The sequence below is a fragment of the Comamonas sp. Z3 genome (assembly GCF_008121565.1).
GTDB lineage: Bacteria > Pseudomonadota > Gammaproteobacteria > Burkholderiales > Burkholderiaceae_C > Comamonas > Comamonas brasiliensis.
The window spans coordinates 31,773-44,490 of sequence record NZ_VOQU01000004.1 but is presented as its reverse complement, the minus strand read 5'-3'; the positions used below and the strand labels follow the sequence as shown (position 1 = coordinate 44,490).

Annotated in this window: 14 protein-coding genes; 5 read left to right on the top strand and 9 right to left on the bottom strand. The window is 61.6% G+C overall.

Annotated elements, in window-relative coordinates:
* Positions 1-112 precede the first annotated feature (112 nt).
* Genes FSY59_RS12400 through FSY59_RS12385 form a run of 4 tightly spaced genes read right to left on the bottom strand, consistent with a single transcriptional unit; the run spans position 113 to position 3,028 of the window.
* Positions 113-1,300 carry a VWA domain-containing protein gene (locus FSY59_RS12400; protein ID WP_003051754.1) on the bottom strand — a complete coding sequence of 396 codons (1,188 nt, stop codon included), beginning with the start codon at positions 1,298-1,300 and terminating at the stop codon, positions 113-115.
* A gap of 18 nt (positions 1,301-1,318) precedes the next feature.
* The gene (locus tag FSY59_RS12395; protein ID WP_003051756.1) at positions 1,319-1,921 is read right to left on the bottom strand and encodes a GNAT family N-acetyltransferase; all 603 of its coding nucleotides are present in this window, start codon (positions 1,919-1,921) and stop codon (positions 1,319-1,321) included.
* 11 nt (positions 1,922-1,932) lie between these two features.
* Positions 1,933-2,154 (bottom strand): hypothetical protein, encoded by a 222-nt coding sequence (locus FSY59_RS12390; RefSeq protein WP_003051758.1) that lies wholly within the window; start codon positions 2,152-2,154, stop codon positions 1,933-1,935.
* Between the two features lie 31 nt (positions 2,155-2,185).
* A complete protein-coding gene (locus tag FSY59_RS12385; RefSeq protein ID WP_003051760.1) occupies positions 2,186-3,028 on the bottom strand; it encodes a MoxR family ATPase in 843 nt (280 codons plus the stop codon).
* 116 nt (positions 3,029-3,144) lie between these two features.
* Here FSY59_RS12385 and FSY59_RS12380 point away from each other — a divergent pair, with 116 nt between their 5' ends.
* Entirely contained in the window at positions 3,145-3,807 is a 663-nt protein-coding gene (locus tag FSY59_RS12380) for a cytochrome c (protein WP_003051762.1), read from the top strand.
* A gap of 59 nt (positions 3,808-3,866) precedes the next feature.
* Here FSY59_RS12380 and FSY59_RS12375 read toward each other — a convergent pair whose 3' ends face one another.
* Positions 3,867-4,319 (bottom strand): DUF1841 family protein, encoded by a 453-nt coding sequence (locus FSY59_RS12375; RefSeq protein WP_029158808.1) that lies wholly within the window; start codon positions 4,317-4,319, stop codon positions 3,867-3,869.
* A gap of 16 nt (positions 4,320-4,335) precedes the next feature.
* Complete coding sequence (gene kefC / locus FSY59_RS12370) at positions 4,336-6,228, bottom strand: glutathione-regulated potassium-efflux system protein KefC (RefSeq protein ID WP_148729042.1); 1,893 nt, start codon at positions 6,226-6,228, stop codon at positions 4,336-4,338.
* Positions 6,229-6,432: 204 nt separating this feature from the next.
* Here kefC and FSY59_RS12365 point away from each other — a divergent pair, with 204 nt between their 5' ends.
* Together FSY59_RS12365 and FSY59_RS12360 are read left to right on the top strand one after the other, a co-directional pair.
* Positions 6,433-7,065, top strand: a complete 633-nt coding sequence (locus FSY59_RS12365; protein WP_003051771.1) for a LysE family transporter — start codon at positions 6,433-6,435, stop codon at positions 7,063-7,065.
* Between the two features lie 132 nt (positions 7,066-7,197).
* A complete protein-coding gene (locus FSY59_RS12360) occupies positions 7,198-7,662 on the top strand; it encodes a MaoC family dehydratase (RefSeq protein WP_034366233.1) in 465 nt (154 codons plus the stop codon).
* A gap of 103 nt (positions 7,663-7,765) precedes the next feature.
* Here FSY59_RS12360 and FSY59_RS12355 read toward each other — a convergent pair whose 3' ends face one another.
* From FSY59_RS12355 to FSY59_RS12345, 3 genes are all read right to left on the bottom strand, one after another.
* Positions 7,766-8,074, bottom strand: a complete 309-nt coding sequence (locus FSY59_RS12355; RefSeq protein WP_148729041.1) for a DUF4148 domain-containing protein — start codon at positions 8,072-8,074, stop codon at positions 7,766-7,768.
* Between the two features lie 152 nt (positions 8,075-8,226).
* Positions 8,227-8,721, bottom strand: a complete 495-nt coding sequence (gene trmL / locus FSY59_RS12350; RefSeq protein ID WP_148729040.1) for a tRNA (uridine(34)/cytosine(34)/5-carboxymethylaminomethyluridine(34)-2'-O)-methyltransferase TrmL — start codon at positions 8,719-8,721, stop codon at positions 8,227-8,229.
* Positions 8,722-8,791: 70 nt separating this feature from the next.
* Complete coding sequence (locus FSY59_RS12345) at positions 8,792-9,532, bottom strand: ComF family protein (protein WP_034400239.1); 741 nt, start codon at positions 9,530-9,532, stop codon at positions 8,792-8,794.
* A gap of 144 nt (positions 9,533-9,676) precedes the next feature.
* Here FSY59_RS12345 and FSY59_RS12340 point away from each other — a divergent pair, with 144 nt between their 5' ends.
* Both FSY59_RS12340 and coxB read left to right on the top strand, forming a co-directional pair.
* Positions 9,677-10,531 (top strand): class I SAM-dependent methyltransferase, encoded by an 855-nt coding sequence (locus FSY59_RS12340; RefSeq protein WP_255439376.1) that lies wholly within the window; start codon positions 9,677-9,679, stop codon positions 10,529-10,531.
* A 580-nt stretch (positions 10,532-11,111) separates the two neighbouring features.
* Positions 11,112-12,686 (top strand): cytochrome c oxidase subunit II, encoded by a 1,575-nt coding sequence (coxB, locus tag FSY59_RS12335; protein WP_003051783.1) that lies wholly within the window; start codon positions 11,112-11,114, stop codon positions 12,684-12,686.
* Positions 12,687-12,718 lie beyond the last annotated feature (32 nt).

Below are 12,718 nucleotides of genomic sequence, written 5' to 3'. Positions count from 1 at the left end.
TTCTTTGTCTTTGGGGGCAAGCAGGCTGCAGCCGCTGAGGAGCAAGGCGGCTCCCAAAAGCAAAGCCGGCCTCAAGGCCGGCTTTTTCAAGGGCAAGGTCTGGGGCATGGCCCTATTTTGACAGCATGCGCATGGCGTCTTCCAAGCCTTTGAGCGACAAAGGGTACATGCGGTCACCCATCAACTGCTGGATGATGCTGATGCTCTGGCGGTACTGCCATACGCCCTGGGGCTCCGGATTGATCCAGGCAAAGTGCGGGAAGGCATTCGTCAGGCGCTGCAGCCATTCGGCACCGGGCTCCTCGTTCATGTACTCGACCGAGCCGCCGGGCTGAAGGATTTCGTAGGGGCTCATGGTCGCATCGCCGACAAAGATCAGCTTGTAGTCCTTGTTGTACTTGCGAATGATGTCCCAGGTCGGAAACTTCTCGGCAAAGCGGCGGCGGTTGTTTTTCCACATGAAGTCGTAGACACAGTTGTGGAAGTAATAGAACTCCAGATGCTTGAGTTCGCTCTTCACGGCCGAGAAAAGCTCCTCCACACGCTGGATATGCTCGTCCATGGTGCCGCCCACGTCCATGAGCAGCAGCACTTTCACATTGTTGTGCCGCTCGGGAATCATCTTGATGTCGAGATAGCCCGCATTGGCTGCCGTGGAACGGATGGTGTCCGGCAGATCCAGCTCCAGCTCGCTGCCCTGGCGCGCAAACTTGCGCAGACGGCGTAGCGCGACCTTGATATTGCGCGTGCCCAGTTCCTGGGTGTCGTCATAGTCGCGGTAGGCGCGCTGCTCCCAGACCTTGACGGCACTCTTGTTGCGGCCCGGCCCGCCAATGCGTATGCCTGCCGGGTTGTAGCCGCCATGGCCGAAGGGGCTGGTACCGCCTGTCCCGATCCATTTGTTGCCGCCCTCGTGGCGCTCCTTCTGCTCTTCCAGGCGCTTCTTGAGCGTTTCCATCAGCTCGTCCCAGCCCATGGCTTCGATCTTGGCCTTGTCCTCGGGGCTGAGTTCGCGCTCCAGCAGCTTTTGCAGCCAGTCCTGCGGAATTTCCTTGGTCAGGTCGGCCAGCATCTCCACGCCCTTGAAATAGGCGGAAAAAGCGCGGTCGTACTTGTCGTAGTGCTTCTCGTCCTTGACCAGAATGGTTCGGCCCAGGTGGTAGAAGTCGTCCAGGCTCCAGCGATCCTCGCTCTTGGGGCCGATCAGGCCTGCGTCCAGCGCTTCCAGCAGGGCCAGAAACTCCTTGACCGACACAGGCAGCTTGGCTGCACGCAGGGTATAGAAAAAATCGATCAGCATGAAAAATGCCTCCAGCGCTTATGCAGCGGGTGCATGTTGCTCCAGAAGATACAGCAGTTGTGCACGGGCTTCAGGCCACTCGCCACTGCGCATGCTGTACATCACGGTGTCGCGAATCGTGCCGTCGCGGCGCAGCGCATGGCCGCGGATCACACCATCTTTCTTGGCACCCAGGCGCTCGATGGCGCGCTGGCTGGCGAAGTTGAAATTGTCCGTGCGCCAGCCCACCACATGGCACCCCAGCGTACCGAAGGCATGGGCCAGCAGCAGCAGCTTGGCCGAGGTGTTCACGTGAGTGCGCTGCACGCTTTTGGCATACCAGGTGTAGCCAATCTCCACGCGGCGAATGGCGGGAACAATGTCGTGATAGCTGGTCGTGCCCAGCACCTTGCCGCTGGCATCGTCGAGAACGGCGAATGCAAAGCGGTGGCCCTGGTCACGGCCCAGCAGCGCGGCCTCGATATAGCTGCGCACCTCGCCAGGCTCGGGCACGGAAGTCACGCGAATCTTCCACAGCTCTCCATCGGCAGCGGCTGCGGCCAGACCCGCCTCATGGCTCAGGGCCAGCGGCTCCAGCCGCACGCCGCGGTCGCGCAGGGTCACGGTTTCTACAAAAGTCATGGCTTGCTCACTCAAAGAGATTTGCGCTTGCTGCGCCAGAATCGGGCCAACTTGAGACCGAGGCCGCCGCCGAGGCCCACCATGGCGATGGCGGCAATGCTGCCGGCGCCATAACCCTGGGCGAACAGATCAAGGCCCAGTACATGGGACAGGCCCCAGCCCAGCAGGGCGCCGCCCACAAAGCCGACGGCGTCGGAGCCGCCTTCCAGTAGCAGTTGTTGTGCGGTGCTCATGGGCTGTGTCTCCTCGGCTTTTGATGTCGGCTCAGCGATTGCGCTGGTTCATGAAGACCAGCTTTTCGAACAGGCTCATGTCCTGTTCGTTCTTGAGCAGTGCACCCACCAGGGGTGGCACGCTGACCTTGCCTTCCTCGGACTGCAGGGCCGATGCGGGAATCTCCTCGGCGACCAGCAGCTTGAGCCAGTCGATCAGCTCGCTGGTCGAAGGCTTTTTCTTGAGGCCGGGCAGATTGCGCACATCGTAGAAGACCTTCATCGCGGCACTCAGCAGCTCACCCTGCAGCTTGGGGAAATGCACGGCCACGATCTGGCGCATGGTGTCGGCATCGGGGAACTTGATGTAGTGGAAAAAGCAGCGGCGCAAGAACGCGTCGGGCAGTTCCTTTTCGTTGTTCGAGGTGATAAAGACCAGCGGGCGGTGCTTGGCGCGGATCATCTCGTGGGTCTCGTAGCAATAGAACTCCATGCGATCGATTTCGCGCAGCAAGTCGTTGGGGAACTCGATGTCGGCCTTGTCTATTTCGTCGATCAGCAGGGCCACGGGGCGCTCCGCCGTGAAAGCCTGCCAGAGCACGCCCTTGACGATGTAGTTGTGAATGTCCTTGACGCGCTCGTCACCCAGTTGCGAATCGCGCAGGCGGCTCACGGCGTCGTACTCATACAGGCCTTGCTGGGCCTTGGTGGTGGACTTGATGTGCCACTGCAGCAGCGGCATGTCCAGCGCCTGCGCGACCTCCTCGGCCAGCATGGTCTTGCCCGTGCCGGGCTCGCCCTTGATGAGCAGAGGGCGCTGCAGGGTAGCGGCAGCGTTGACGGCCAGCATCAGATCTTGCGTGGCCACGTATTTGTCGGAACCTTGAAACTTCATGGGCGGTATCAGCGTAAGTATTGATAAGCGTGCGAAATTCTCACTGCCATAATCGTTTGCACTGCAGCAAGGCATTTGAGCACCCGTCTGAACTCTTGAAGGATTGTGCGCGCAAAATGATAAAAACTTGGACCACGGTATTGGCAGTAGTTGTCGCATCAGTGACCGGCGCGGCAAGCGCCCAGGCTGTCAAGGGCGATGCAAAGGCTGGCGCAGGCAAGATCGCCATGTGCATAGGCTGTCATGGCATCACCGGTTATCAGGCCAGCTTCCCTGAGGTATACAAAGTACCCATGATCGGTGGGCAGAACGAGGCCTATATCGTCTCGGCCCTGAACGCCTATAAGAAAGGCGAACGCAAACACCCCACCATGCGCGGCATTGCCGACTCGCTGAGCGAGCAGGACATGGCTGATGTGGCTGCCTACTATGCGGGGCATGCCAAGGCCAAGGACGGCAAGCCCAAGGAAGCGAACCCGGCCGTCACGGCGCTGCTGCAAAAAGGCGCCTGCTTCTCCTGCCATGGCGAAGGCTTTTCCAAGCCCATCGATCCGTCCTATCCCAAGGTGGCAGGGCAGTATTCGGACTATGTGTTCCGGGCCCTGCAGGCCTACAGGACCGAGGGCAATCCCATCATCGGGCGCAGCAATGGCGTGATGGCCGGCATTGCCAAACAGTTCAAGAACGACGAGTTGCAGCAGCTGGCCCGATACATAGGCAGTCTGGATAGCGAGATGCAGGTGGTGGTGCAGCCGCATTTCCGTCTGGGCCAGAAATAAACCAGCTTCGGCAAACACAAAGCCCGCCAAGGCGGGCTTTGTGTTTTTCAGAGGGCGCCTCAGAGGTTGCTTTTGAAACTGCCGTCGGTGGTGGCCAGACGCTGCACTCCGGCAACATAGGCCTCGCCATCGGGCGGGCGTCCCGAGCGCTGGCTTTCCCAGAGCATCTGGCCCAGGCATTCCATGGCGGCGTGATGGGCGTCATGCAGGTCACGCTTTCTGGTTAGCAGTTCCACGGCCTGGCGTATGCCGCGGGGCGAGTCGACGCTGCACTGCTCGCTGATGGACAGATGCATGGACAGGTGCAGAAACGGGTTGGTGCGCTCAGTCTCCGCATCGTAGTTGCGCGCCACGGCAACATCCACGTCGGAGAGCTCGTCGAAGTACTCGGGGTGCTCGTCTATCCACAGGCTGGCCAGCGTTTCGATGGCCTCCATGGGCGCGCCGCTGATCATCTTGGCGCGCACACCGCAAAAAAATCGCCGTACGTCGGCTTGGCTGGGGTTGAACATGATGGCGCGCAGCGTATCACGGCTGCCGGGCATCAGTTGGACTGTGGTCTTGCTCGCTGGCCAGGGGCGTATCGGGTACATCTGCGTTGTCGGCCAGCAGATCGGCACGCTCCTTGGCCATCTGCTCCACCAGTTGCTGGCGGCCCTGCTTGGCCACTGCAATCAGCTGGTTCTTGTCCTTGTAGTGTGGGTACATGCGCTCGGCCAGCGCCAGATTGTGCTCCCTGAATCGTGCCGTGATGCGTTTGGCTTCGGCCGGACTCTGACCCAGCAGCTCCAGCACCGACTGGGCCGAGATAAGGCTGGATTCGAAGACTTCGCGCTGGGCATGCTCGACTCCGAGATCGCGCAGGCGGAACCAGTGATCCAGGTCTCGGGTACGGGCCACGATCTCGAGGTTGGGGAAATGCTTGCGCACCTGACTGGCTATCTTGAGGGACTGCTCGGTGGTGTCGACGGCAATCACCAGTACATGGGCCTGGGCCGCACCGGCGATGCGCAGCAGGTCCATGCGTGTGGCATCGCCGTAGAACACGCGGTGGCCGTAGATCTGCGCAGCCTCCAGCATTTCCACGCTATGGTCCAGGATGGTCGGGCGTATGCCCTGGGCCAGCAACACGCGGGCCACGATCTGGCCGTAGCGGCCGAAGCCGGCGATGATGATGGGCGATTCCTGAGGCTCGGAGATCTCTTTGGCCTTGTCGGAGCCGCATTCTTCATCCTTGATGGTGGAAAAGCGGCGCAGCAGCAGTTTGTCCAGCAGCACCAGCAGCAGCGGGCCCAGCAGCATCGACAGAGCCACGGCCGCGACCAGCATGGAAGAGACGCTGTGGCGGAATACCTTGTACTGCGCGGCTGTCTGGAACACCACAAAGGCGAATTCCCCGCCTTGCGCCAGCATCAGCGTGAACACCGGGCGTTCGCGCCAGGGAATCTGCATGAATCTGGCCAGACCGAAGATCATCACTGCCTTCAGCGCAATAAAGCCTGTCACCATGGCGGCCATGGTCCAGGGGGACTGGAGGATGACGCCAAAGTCGATGCTCATGCCCACAGCCATGAAAAACAGGCCCAGCAGCAGGCCTTTGAACGGCTCGATATTGGTTTCCAGCTCGCTGCGGTATTCGCTGTCGGCCAGCAGCACGCCGGCCAGGAAGGCGCCCAGCGCCATGGACAGGCCCACCTGCGTCATCAGCATGGCAATGCCCACGACCAGCAGCAGGGAGGTGGCGGTGAAGATCTCGGGGGTCTTGCTGCGCGCAATCCAGCGCAGCAGCGGTTGCAGCAGCAATCGGCCACCGATGATGACGGCGCCAATCGTGCCCACGGTCTTCAGAATGGCCAGCCAGACCTGGCTGTCGCCGTGGCTGGCATGGGCGGCCTTGTAAGCGCCCAGAATCGGAATCAGCGCCAGGATGGGGATGGCCGCCACGTCCTGGAACAGTAGGATGGAGAAGGCGGCCTGTCCGCTGGGAGTGCGCATCAGATTGCGCTCGGCCATGATCTGCAGGCAGACGGCAGTGGATGACAGTGCCAGGCCCATGCCTGCGATCAGGCTGACGCGCCAGGACAGACCGAAGGCCCAGGCGGCCAGGAACAGAATGCCGGTGCAGACCACCATCTGGGCCATGCCCCAGCCGAAGATGGGGCGCCGCAGCTCCCAAAGGCGCTTGGGCTGCAGCTCAAGTCCGATCACGAACAGCATCAGCACCACGCCAAACTCGGCAAAGTGCAGGATGTCGTCCACATTGCGGACCAGGCCAAAGCCCCAGGGTCCCATGGCAATGCCGGCGCCCAGGTAGCCAATGATGGCTCCCAGGCCCAGGGCTCTGGCGATGGGGACGGCCAGAACTGCTGCCGTAAGATAAATGAAGCCGTAAGTCAGCCAGATGGGAGAGCCGTGTTCCATGGGAATGTTATGTGGTGTTAACCCTAGAGAGATTCCATTTTGGCACCCGCAGCCAAGCGTCAGATTTTTGACAGAAAGAAAAAGCAGATGAATGCGTACCTGGTGCTTATAGCGCCTGGTCAACCTTGCGTCTGCAAGTTGACAGCGCAACTTTTAAGATAGGCGCTTTGTGACTGGCGCTTTAGATCGGCGTTTGGAGTGAGTATGGATCTGCACACCTGGTTTGCTTTTTTTGTGGCCTCCTGGATCATCGCGGTCTCGCCGGGCTCGGGGGCTGTGCTGTCCATGAGTCATGGCCTGTCCTATGGCGTGCGCAAGACCAGCGCCACCATCATGGGTCTGCAGCTCGGGCTGCTGCTCATCTTGTTGATAGCAGGTGCCGGCGTGGGCTCGCTGCTCATGGCGTCCGAGTGGGCCTTCAATGCCGTCAAGATCGTGGGCGCGGGCTATCTCATCTATCTGGGCATCAGCCAGTGGCGTTCGGGCGGCTCTCCGCTGGCAGCGCAAGAGGCCGCGCCCGAGGCCAGTCTCAGAAAGCGCGTGCTGACGGGCTTTCTGACCAATGCCACCAATCCCAAGGGCATCATCTTCATGGTTGCCGTGCTGCCCCAGTTCATGACCACCAGCCGTCCCCTGGCTCCGCAGTTGGCGATTCTGGCCGTGACCATGCTGGCCGTGGACACCACGGTGATGCACAGCTATGCAGCAGGTGCCAGCGCCTTGCGCGGCCTGATGCGCAGCGCACGCGCCATGCGCAATCAGAACCGCGTGTTCGGCGGCCTGCTGATGGCCGTGGGCACAGGCCTGTTCTTTGTTCAGCGCTCCAGTGAAGCCTGAGCTGCTTCAAAAAGCATAGCTTTAGGCGCATTCCCATATTGGGCTGTCGGCATATTTGATCAAATAATCTAGGGTAAGCCCCTTGTCCCGCGTCAGACATGACATAGGGCAGGGGGCTTCTACATTGGGGGCATGAAAACCTTTCGCTCCTACTCCGAAGTGCTGGCCTCGATTGGGCAGGAAGTCGCCGTCAGCGACTGGATCACCATCACCCAGGCCCAGATTCAAATGTTTGCCGACGCCACGGGCGATCAGCAGTGGATTCATACTGATCCCGAGCGAGCTGCCCAGGGCCCGTTCGGCGCGCCGATTGCCCATGGCTTTCTCACGCTGTCCCTGCTGCCGAAGTTCTTCGAAGGCACTTTCAAGATCGAAGGCGCCAAGATGGGGGTGAACTACGGGCTCAACCGTGTGCGCTTCATGGCTCCCGTGCCTGTCAACAGCCGCTTGCGGGCGCGCATGACCTTGCAGGCGGCGGAACGCATCGAGCCTGAGGGGATTCAGATGACCTGGCTGGTGACGGTGGAGCGCGAAGGCAGCGACAAGCCTGTATGCGTGGCCGAGTCGCTGGCGCGCAGCTTTGGTGCGGCGGCCTGATTCGCGGCGTGATTTTCAAACCATGAAAAAAGCCCCTCGGCTTGCGCCTTGGGGCTTTGTTATTGAGCCGCACCTCGCAAAGCAGGGTGCTGCGCAGAGTCCGTCATTCGCCATAGTTGTCCAGCAAACCGGCCTTGCCTGCGGCAATGGTTTCCTGGCGCACTTGCTCACGGCTGAGGTTGCTGGGTTGCTGTTGCTGGGACAGGGGCAGATAGGCATCGCCAACGAGCTGCAGCTGGCCCTTGGCCATAGCGTCCTGCACCTGGGCATTGACTTGAGCACGGGTCAGGGTGGATTGACCTGCAACTTCGGGAGGGTAGTGATCGCCGGTGAAGTCAAAGCTTGCAGCCTGTGCAGCGGCGGCGGACATGGCCAGGGCGGCAACGATGGCAAAGCGGTTGGCGTATTTCATGATTCGTCCTTTGGTACGTCGGGCCTGCAGTCCTGGCGGATATCGTCGGTCGGCTGCAAGTCCATGAGTCGTACTTTAGGACGATCTAATCAGGAGAAAAACCCCCTGTTGCGCAACTTATTGTTCCGAAATTAGAGACAATAAGCGGGAACTTAAAGCCCAGTCTTGGGCTCTGCAAGGGCAGCACCCGCGAAACCCTGCTGGCGCCAGGCTTCAAACACCGTCACGGCCACGGCATTGGACAGGTTCAGGCTGCGTTGAGAGGCGAGCATGGGCAGGCGCAGTCGCTGCTCGTTGGGGAACTGGGCGCGTACCTCGGGCGGCAGACCCTTGCTTTCAGAGCCAAAGACCAGCCAGTCGCCCGCCTTGAATTCCATGGCATGGGCCGGACTGCTGCTGTGCGTGGTCATGGCAAACATGCGCTCGCGCCGGGGCTGGCAGCTGTCGATGAAGGCGTCCCAGCTGGCGTGGCGGGCCACATTGGCGTACTCGTGATAGTCCAGTCCGGCACGGCGCATATGCCGGTCTTCCATGGAAAAACCCAGTGGCTCGATCAGATGCAGGCTGCAACCCGTGTTGGCAGCCAGACGGATGACATTGCCCGTGTTGGGGGGAATCTCGGGCGCCACAAGAACGATATGAAACATGGGGCGCTATTGTGCCGCCCGGCTGTTAGCTGCGCTGCCGGCCCCGCAGTTCCAGACTGGCAGATATGGGTCAAGGCGTGCGCGCCAGCACGACGGCACTGACCGAGGCGGCACCCGCCGAAAGCAGGCAGCGGGCCAGTGCATCCAGCGTGGCGCCGGTAGTCATCACGTCGTCCAGCAGCAAGATCGCTTGCCCTTCAATCAGGGCCTTCCGGGCAGGGTCGAGGCTGAAGACATTGCGCAGCTGGCGCAGCCGCTGCTCCCGGCTGGAGGCATGCTGGGGCAGCTCCAGATGTCTGCGCTGCACGACCCCGCTCAGCAAGGGCAAGCAGGTGTCGTACTGCTCGCTGAGGGCGCGTGCCAGCAGCAGGCAGTGGTCAAAGCCACGCTCGCGCACGCGCTCATCGGAGGCCGGCATGGGCAGCAAGGCAGCGCAGGCCCGCAACTGCTCTCTGACTTCGGGGTGGCTGGCCATCAGCCTGCCCAGACTGCGCGCCAACCCCAGGTCGGCCTGAAATTTGTAGCGCGTGATGAGGTCCTGCCAGGGATAGGCATAGTCCAGCACGGAGGTACAGCGTTTGAGCCGGGGCGGCTGCTTGAGGCAGCTGCCGCAGAGGCTGACCAGGGAGGGCAGCGGCAGGGCGCAGCTATGGCAGCGGTGCTTTTGCCGGGCCCAGCGCGCCTGGCAGTCGTGGCAGATGCGTGGTCCGGGCCAGCGTCCGCAGACTGCGCACTGGCTGGGCAGCGCATCCAGCCAGCGCTGCTGCTGGCGGTGCAGGCGCGAAAGCCATGTCGCATGAAGGTCGGGCATGGAATCAATATACTCGCGCCGCATTGATCTTCTTTCCGGCAGCTGGTGAGCGGAGCGCTTCTTCAACCATCTGCCCGCTCCTGTCTGCCCATGTCCCACGCCCTGCCACCCACAATTGACTCCATCGCTGCAAACCATTGGCAAATGGCCGCTCCGGCCGAATCTCCCTGGTTGCACGAGGAGGTGGCCAGCCGCATGCAGCAGCGCCTGGACTGGATCGTGAAGCCGCCAGAGACCTGGTGCCACTGGGAGCCGGTGCGGGGTGGCATGCAGGCACACCATCTGCTGCGCGAGCGCTATCCGCAGGCCGAATGCACGATCCATGAACCCGTGGCCCGCCGCGAGGCCGTGGCGCAGGACAAGCTCGGCAGCCGCTGGTGGCAGCTCTCGCGCTGGAAGGGGGCGGCAGTGCACGTGGCCGAGCCGGTTGACGGCAGCATGGACATGCTCTGGGCCAATATGCTGCTGCATACCGCAGCCGACCCGCAGACCCTGATCGAGCGCTGGCACAAGGCGCTCAAGGTCGATGGCTATGTCATGTTCTCCTGCCTCGGGCCGGATACCGTGCAGCAGCTGCACAGGCTCTACGCCAAACTCGGCTGGGGGCCGGCAGGTCATACGTTTACCGATATGCATGACTGGGGCGATATGCTGGTGCACTCCGGCTTTGCCGAACCGGTGATGGACATGGAGCGCATCACCCTGACCTTTGCCACGCCGCAGCGTCTGCTGCAGGAGCTGCGCGAACTGGGCCGCAATTTCCACCCCGGTCGTTTTGCCGGCCTGCGCGGTCGCGGCTGGAAGGCCGGGCTGCTGCAGAAAATAGAGCAGCACTGGGCCGACAAGCAACCCGATGGACAGCTCTCGCTGACCTTCGAGATCGTCTATGGTCACGCCTACAAACCGCAGCCCAAGCTGCGTCTGGAAGCCAATAGCGCCGTGTCGCTGGAAGACATGAAGGCCATGCTCAAGCAGCCGCGCAACACGGGTTTGCGATAGCACATCTGTCGTTTTCCGGTCATTGATTCGACACAAAGCTGCCTACAATTTCTCCTAGTTACTTCATGGATAGCAGCAATCCTTCGGGCTTCTCTCCTGCCTGAAGGAAAACAGACAGTGCGGCCCAAGCCGCCAGGGGGGGATATCGGGTGTTTCGCTTTGCCAAGGGGACTGGCCAGCGGGTTCGACAGCGGCCGGTTTTCGCATTTCATCATCACCACAAGCCAGCCTCCTGCTGCGCTGATGCATCCCTGTGCCCGGCGGTGGCCGCGGTACAGCAGCGTCCCATCTCCCTTCTTCCTGTCCTGGCTGCCAGGCCAGTTTCAGCCATGTCCGGCGTTTGCCGTGAGGTGCGCTTGCCAGTACGAGTTTCAAGTCCGGTCAGGCTTGCCTGTGCAAGCCCGGTTGGCATGGGTTTCCGGTACATGCATTAGTGAATGCGCGCAGACAGTGCTATCAAATTCTGGGGCATGCTGCGTTGAAGTTCGCGAGGTAGTGTGAGTGTCACAGCCTATCGGCCGGCAGCGGCGGAAGCGGTGTGAGCGAGTGGACAACTGAGGCTTTGAGGTAAGTGAAAACGATGAAAAACATTTCCACCAAGCTGGTTCCCTGGAGTTTGGCCTTGGCGGCGTGGGGCAGTTCCATGGCCTTTGCGGCGCAGGATCTGCCGGGAGGCCCTGCCGTCAACCAACTCAATCTGCATCCGCCTGTGACACGCATTGCCGTGGAGCAGCACTGGCTGCACTGGATGATGCTCATCATCTGCACGCTGATCTTCATCGCGGTGTTCGGGGTGATGTTCTATTCCATCTGGAAGCACCGCAAATCCCAGGGAGCCAAGGCCGCGAACTTCCATGAATCGGTCAAGGTGGAAGTGGCCTGGACGGTGGCTCCCTTCATCATCGTGATCCTGATGGCGCTGCCTGCCACCAAGGTGCTGGTGGCACAGAAAGACACGACCAACGCCGACCTCACGATCAAGGCCACCGGCTACCAGTGGAAATGGGGCTATGACTATCTGAGCGGCGAGGGCGAAGGCCTGGGCTTTGTGTCCACGCTGGATAACGCCCAGCGCCAGATGTCCAACAGCGGCGATGTGAGCAACGCGCCCAGCGACTACCTGCTGAGAGTCGACAACCCGCTGGTCGTGCCCGTGGGCAAGAAGGTGCGCATCATCACCACGGCCAACGATGTGATCCACTCCTTCATGGTGCCGGCCTTTGGCATCAAGCAGGACGCGATTCCCGGCTTTGTGCGCGACACCTGGTTCAAGGCCGAGAAGACCGGCGACTACTACGGTCAGTGTGCCGAGCTGTGCGGCAAGGAACATGCCTACATGCCCATCCATGTGAAGGTGCTGTCTGCCGAGGCTTACAGCGCCTGGGTGGGCGAAGAAAAGAAGAAGCTGGCTGCCAAGGCCGATGATCCGAACAAGGTCTGGGTACTGGCCGATCTGGTGGCACGTGGCGAAAAAGTCTATGCCGCCAACTGCGCAGCCTGCCACCAGGCCAATGGCAAGGGAGCCGGTCCCATCAAGCCGCTGGACGGCAGTCCCGTGGTGCTGGGCCCCACAGCCGACATGATGCATGCGGTGCTCGAAGGCCGCGCCAACGGTGCCATGCCGGCCTGGAAGCAGCTGAGCGACACCGAGCTGGCCGCAGTGGTGACCTTTGCCAAGAACCACTGGAGCAACCAGACCGGCCAGCTGGTGCAGCCGGCACAGTTTGTGGCTGCGCGCGGCGGCAAATTCCCTGAAGGCGGCGGAAGTGCGGCACCCGCAGCTGCGGCTGCCGACTCTGCCGCTCCTGCGCAAGGTGCAGCCGCTGCCGCCAGTGATGCAGGCCCTTATCAGGTCTTTTTCGAGACCGGCAAGAGCGCGCTCGACGATCAGGCTCAGGCTGCGGTGAAGAAGGCGGCCGAGTACTGGAAGGCCCACAAGGACGGCAAGATTGCCCTGTCGGGCTTTGTGGACTCCACCGGCAACGCCGACAAGAACGCGGAGCTGGCCAAGGAGCGAGCCAAGGCCGTGGCCAAGCTGCTGGAGGACAGCGGCATTGCGGGTGACCGCATCGAGCTGCGCAAGCCCGAGACCATCACGGCTGCGGCAGGCGCGGACCAGCAGGCACGCCGTGTTGACATCACGGCCGCGAAGTAAGCCCGGGTATAGAGACCGATTGGAGAAAAGAA

What these genes read in the sequence shown, in the direction of transcription:
- FSY59_RS12380 (WP_003051762.1), top strand. Translation starts at nt 3,145, where the DNA reads ATGATAAAAACTTGGACCACGGTATTGGCAGTAGTTGTCGCATCAGTG.
- FSY59_RS12340 (WP_255439376.1), top strand. Translation starts at nt 9,677, where the DNA reads ATGGCCGCTCCGGCCGAATCTCCCTGGTTGCACGAGGAGGTGGCCAGC.
- FSY59_RS12400 (WP_003051754.1), bottom strand. Translation starts at nt 1,300, where the DNA reads ATGCTGATCGATTTTTTCTATACCCTGCGTGCAGCCAAGCTGCCTGTG.
- FSY59_RS12345 (WP_034400239.1), bottom strand. Translation starts at nt 9,532, where the DNA reads ATGCCCGACCTTCATGCGACATGGCTTTCGCGCCTGCACCGCCAGCAG.
- FSY59_RS12365 (WP_003051771.1), top strand. Translation starts at nt 6,433, where the DNA reads ATGGATCTGCACACCTGGTTTGCTTTTTTTGTGGCCTCCTGGATCATC.
- FSY59_RS12395 (WP_003051756.1), bottom strand. Translation starts at nt 1,921, where the DNA reads ATGACTTTTGTAGAAACCGTGACCCTGCGCGACCGCGGCGTGCGGCTG.
- kefC (WP_148729042.1), bottom strand. Translation starts at nt 6,228, where the DNA reads ATGGAACACGGCTCTCCCATCTGGCTGACTTACGGCTTCATTTATCTT.
- trmL (WP_148729040.1), bottom strand. Translation starts at nt 8,721, where the DNA reads ATGTTTCATATCGTTCTTGTGGCGCCCGAGATTCCCCCCAACACGGGC.
- coxB (WP_003051783.1), top strand. Translation starts at nt 11,112, where the DNA reads ATGAAAAACATTTCCACCAAGCTGGTTCCCTGGAGTTTGGCCTTGGCG.
- FSY59_RS12390 (WP_003051758.1), bottom strand. Translation starts at nt 2,154, where the DNA reads ATGAGCACCGCACAACAACTGCTACTGGAAGGCGGCTCCGACGCCGTC.
- FSY59_RS12375 (WP_029158808.1), bottom strand. Translation starts at nt 4,319, where the DNA reads ATGTTCAACCCCAGCCAAGCCGACGTACGGCGATTTTTTTGCGGTGTG.
- FSY59_RS12355 (WP_148729041.1), bottom strand. Translation starts at nt 8,074, where the DNA reads ATGAAATACGCCAACCGCTTTGCCATCGTTGCCGCCCTGGCCATGTCC.
- FSY59_RS12385 (WP_003051760.1), bottom strand. Translation starts at nt 3,028, where the DNA reads ATGAAGTTTCAAGGTTCCGACAAATACGTGGCCACGCAAGATCTGATG.
- FSY59_RS12360 (WP_034366233.1), top strand. Translation starts at nt 7,198, where the DNA reads ATGAAAACCTTTCGCTCCTACTCCGAAGTGCTGGCCTCGATTGGGCAG.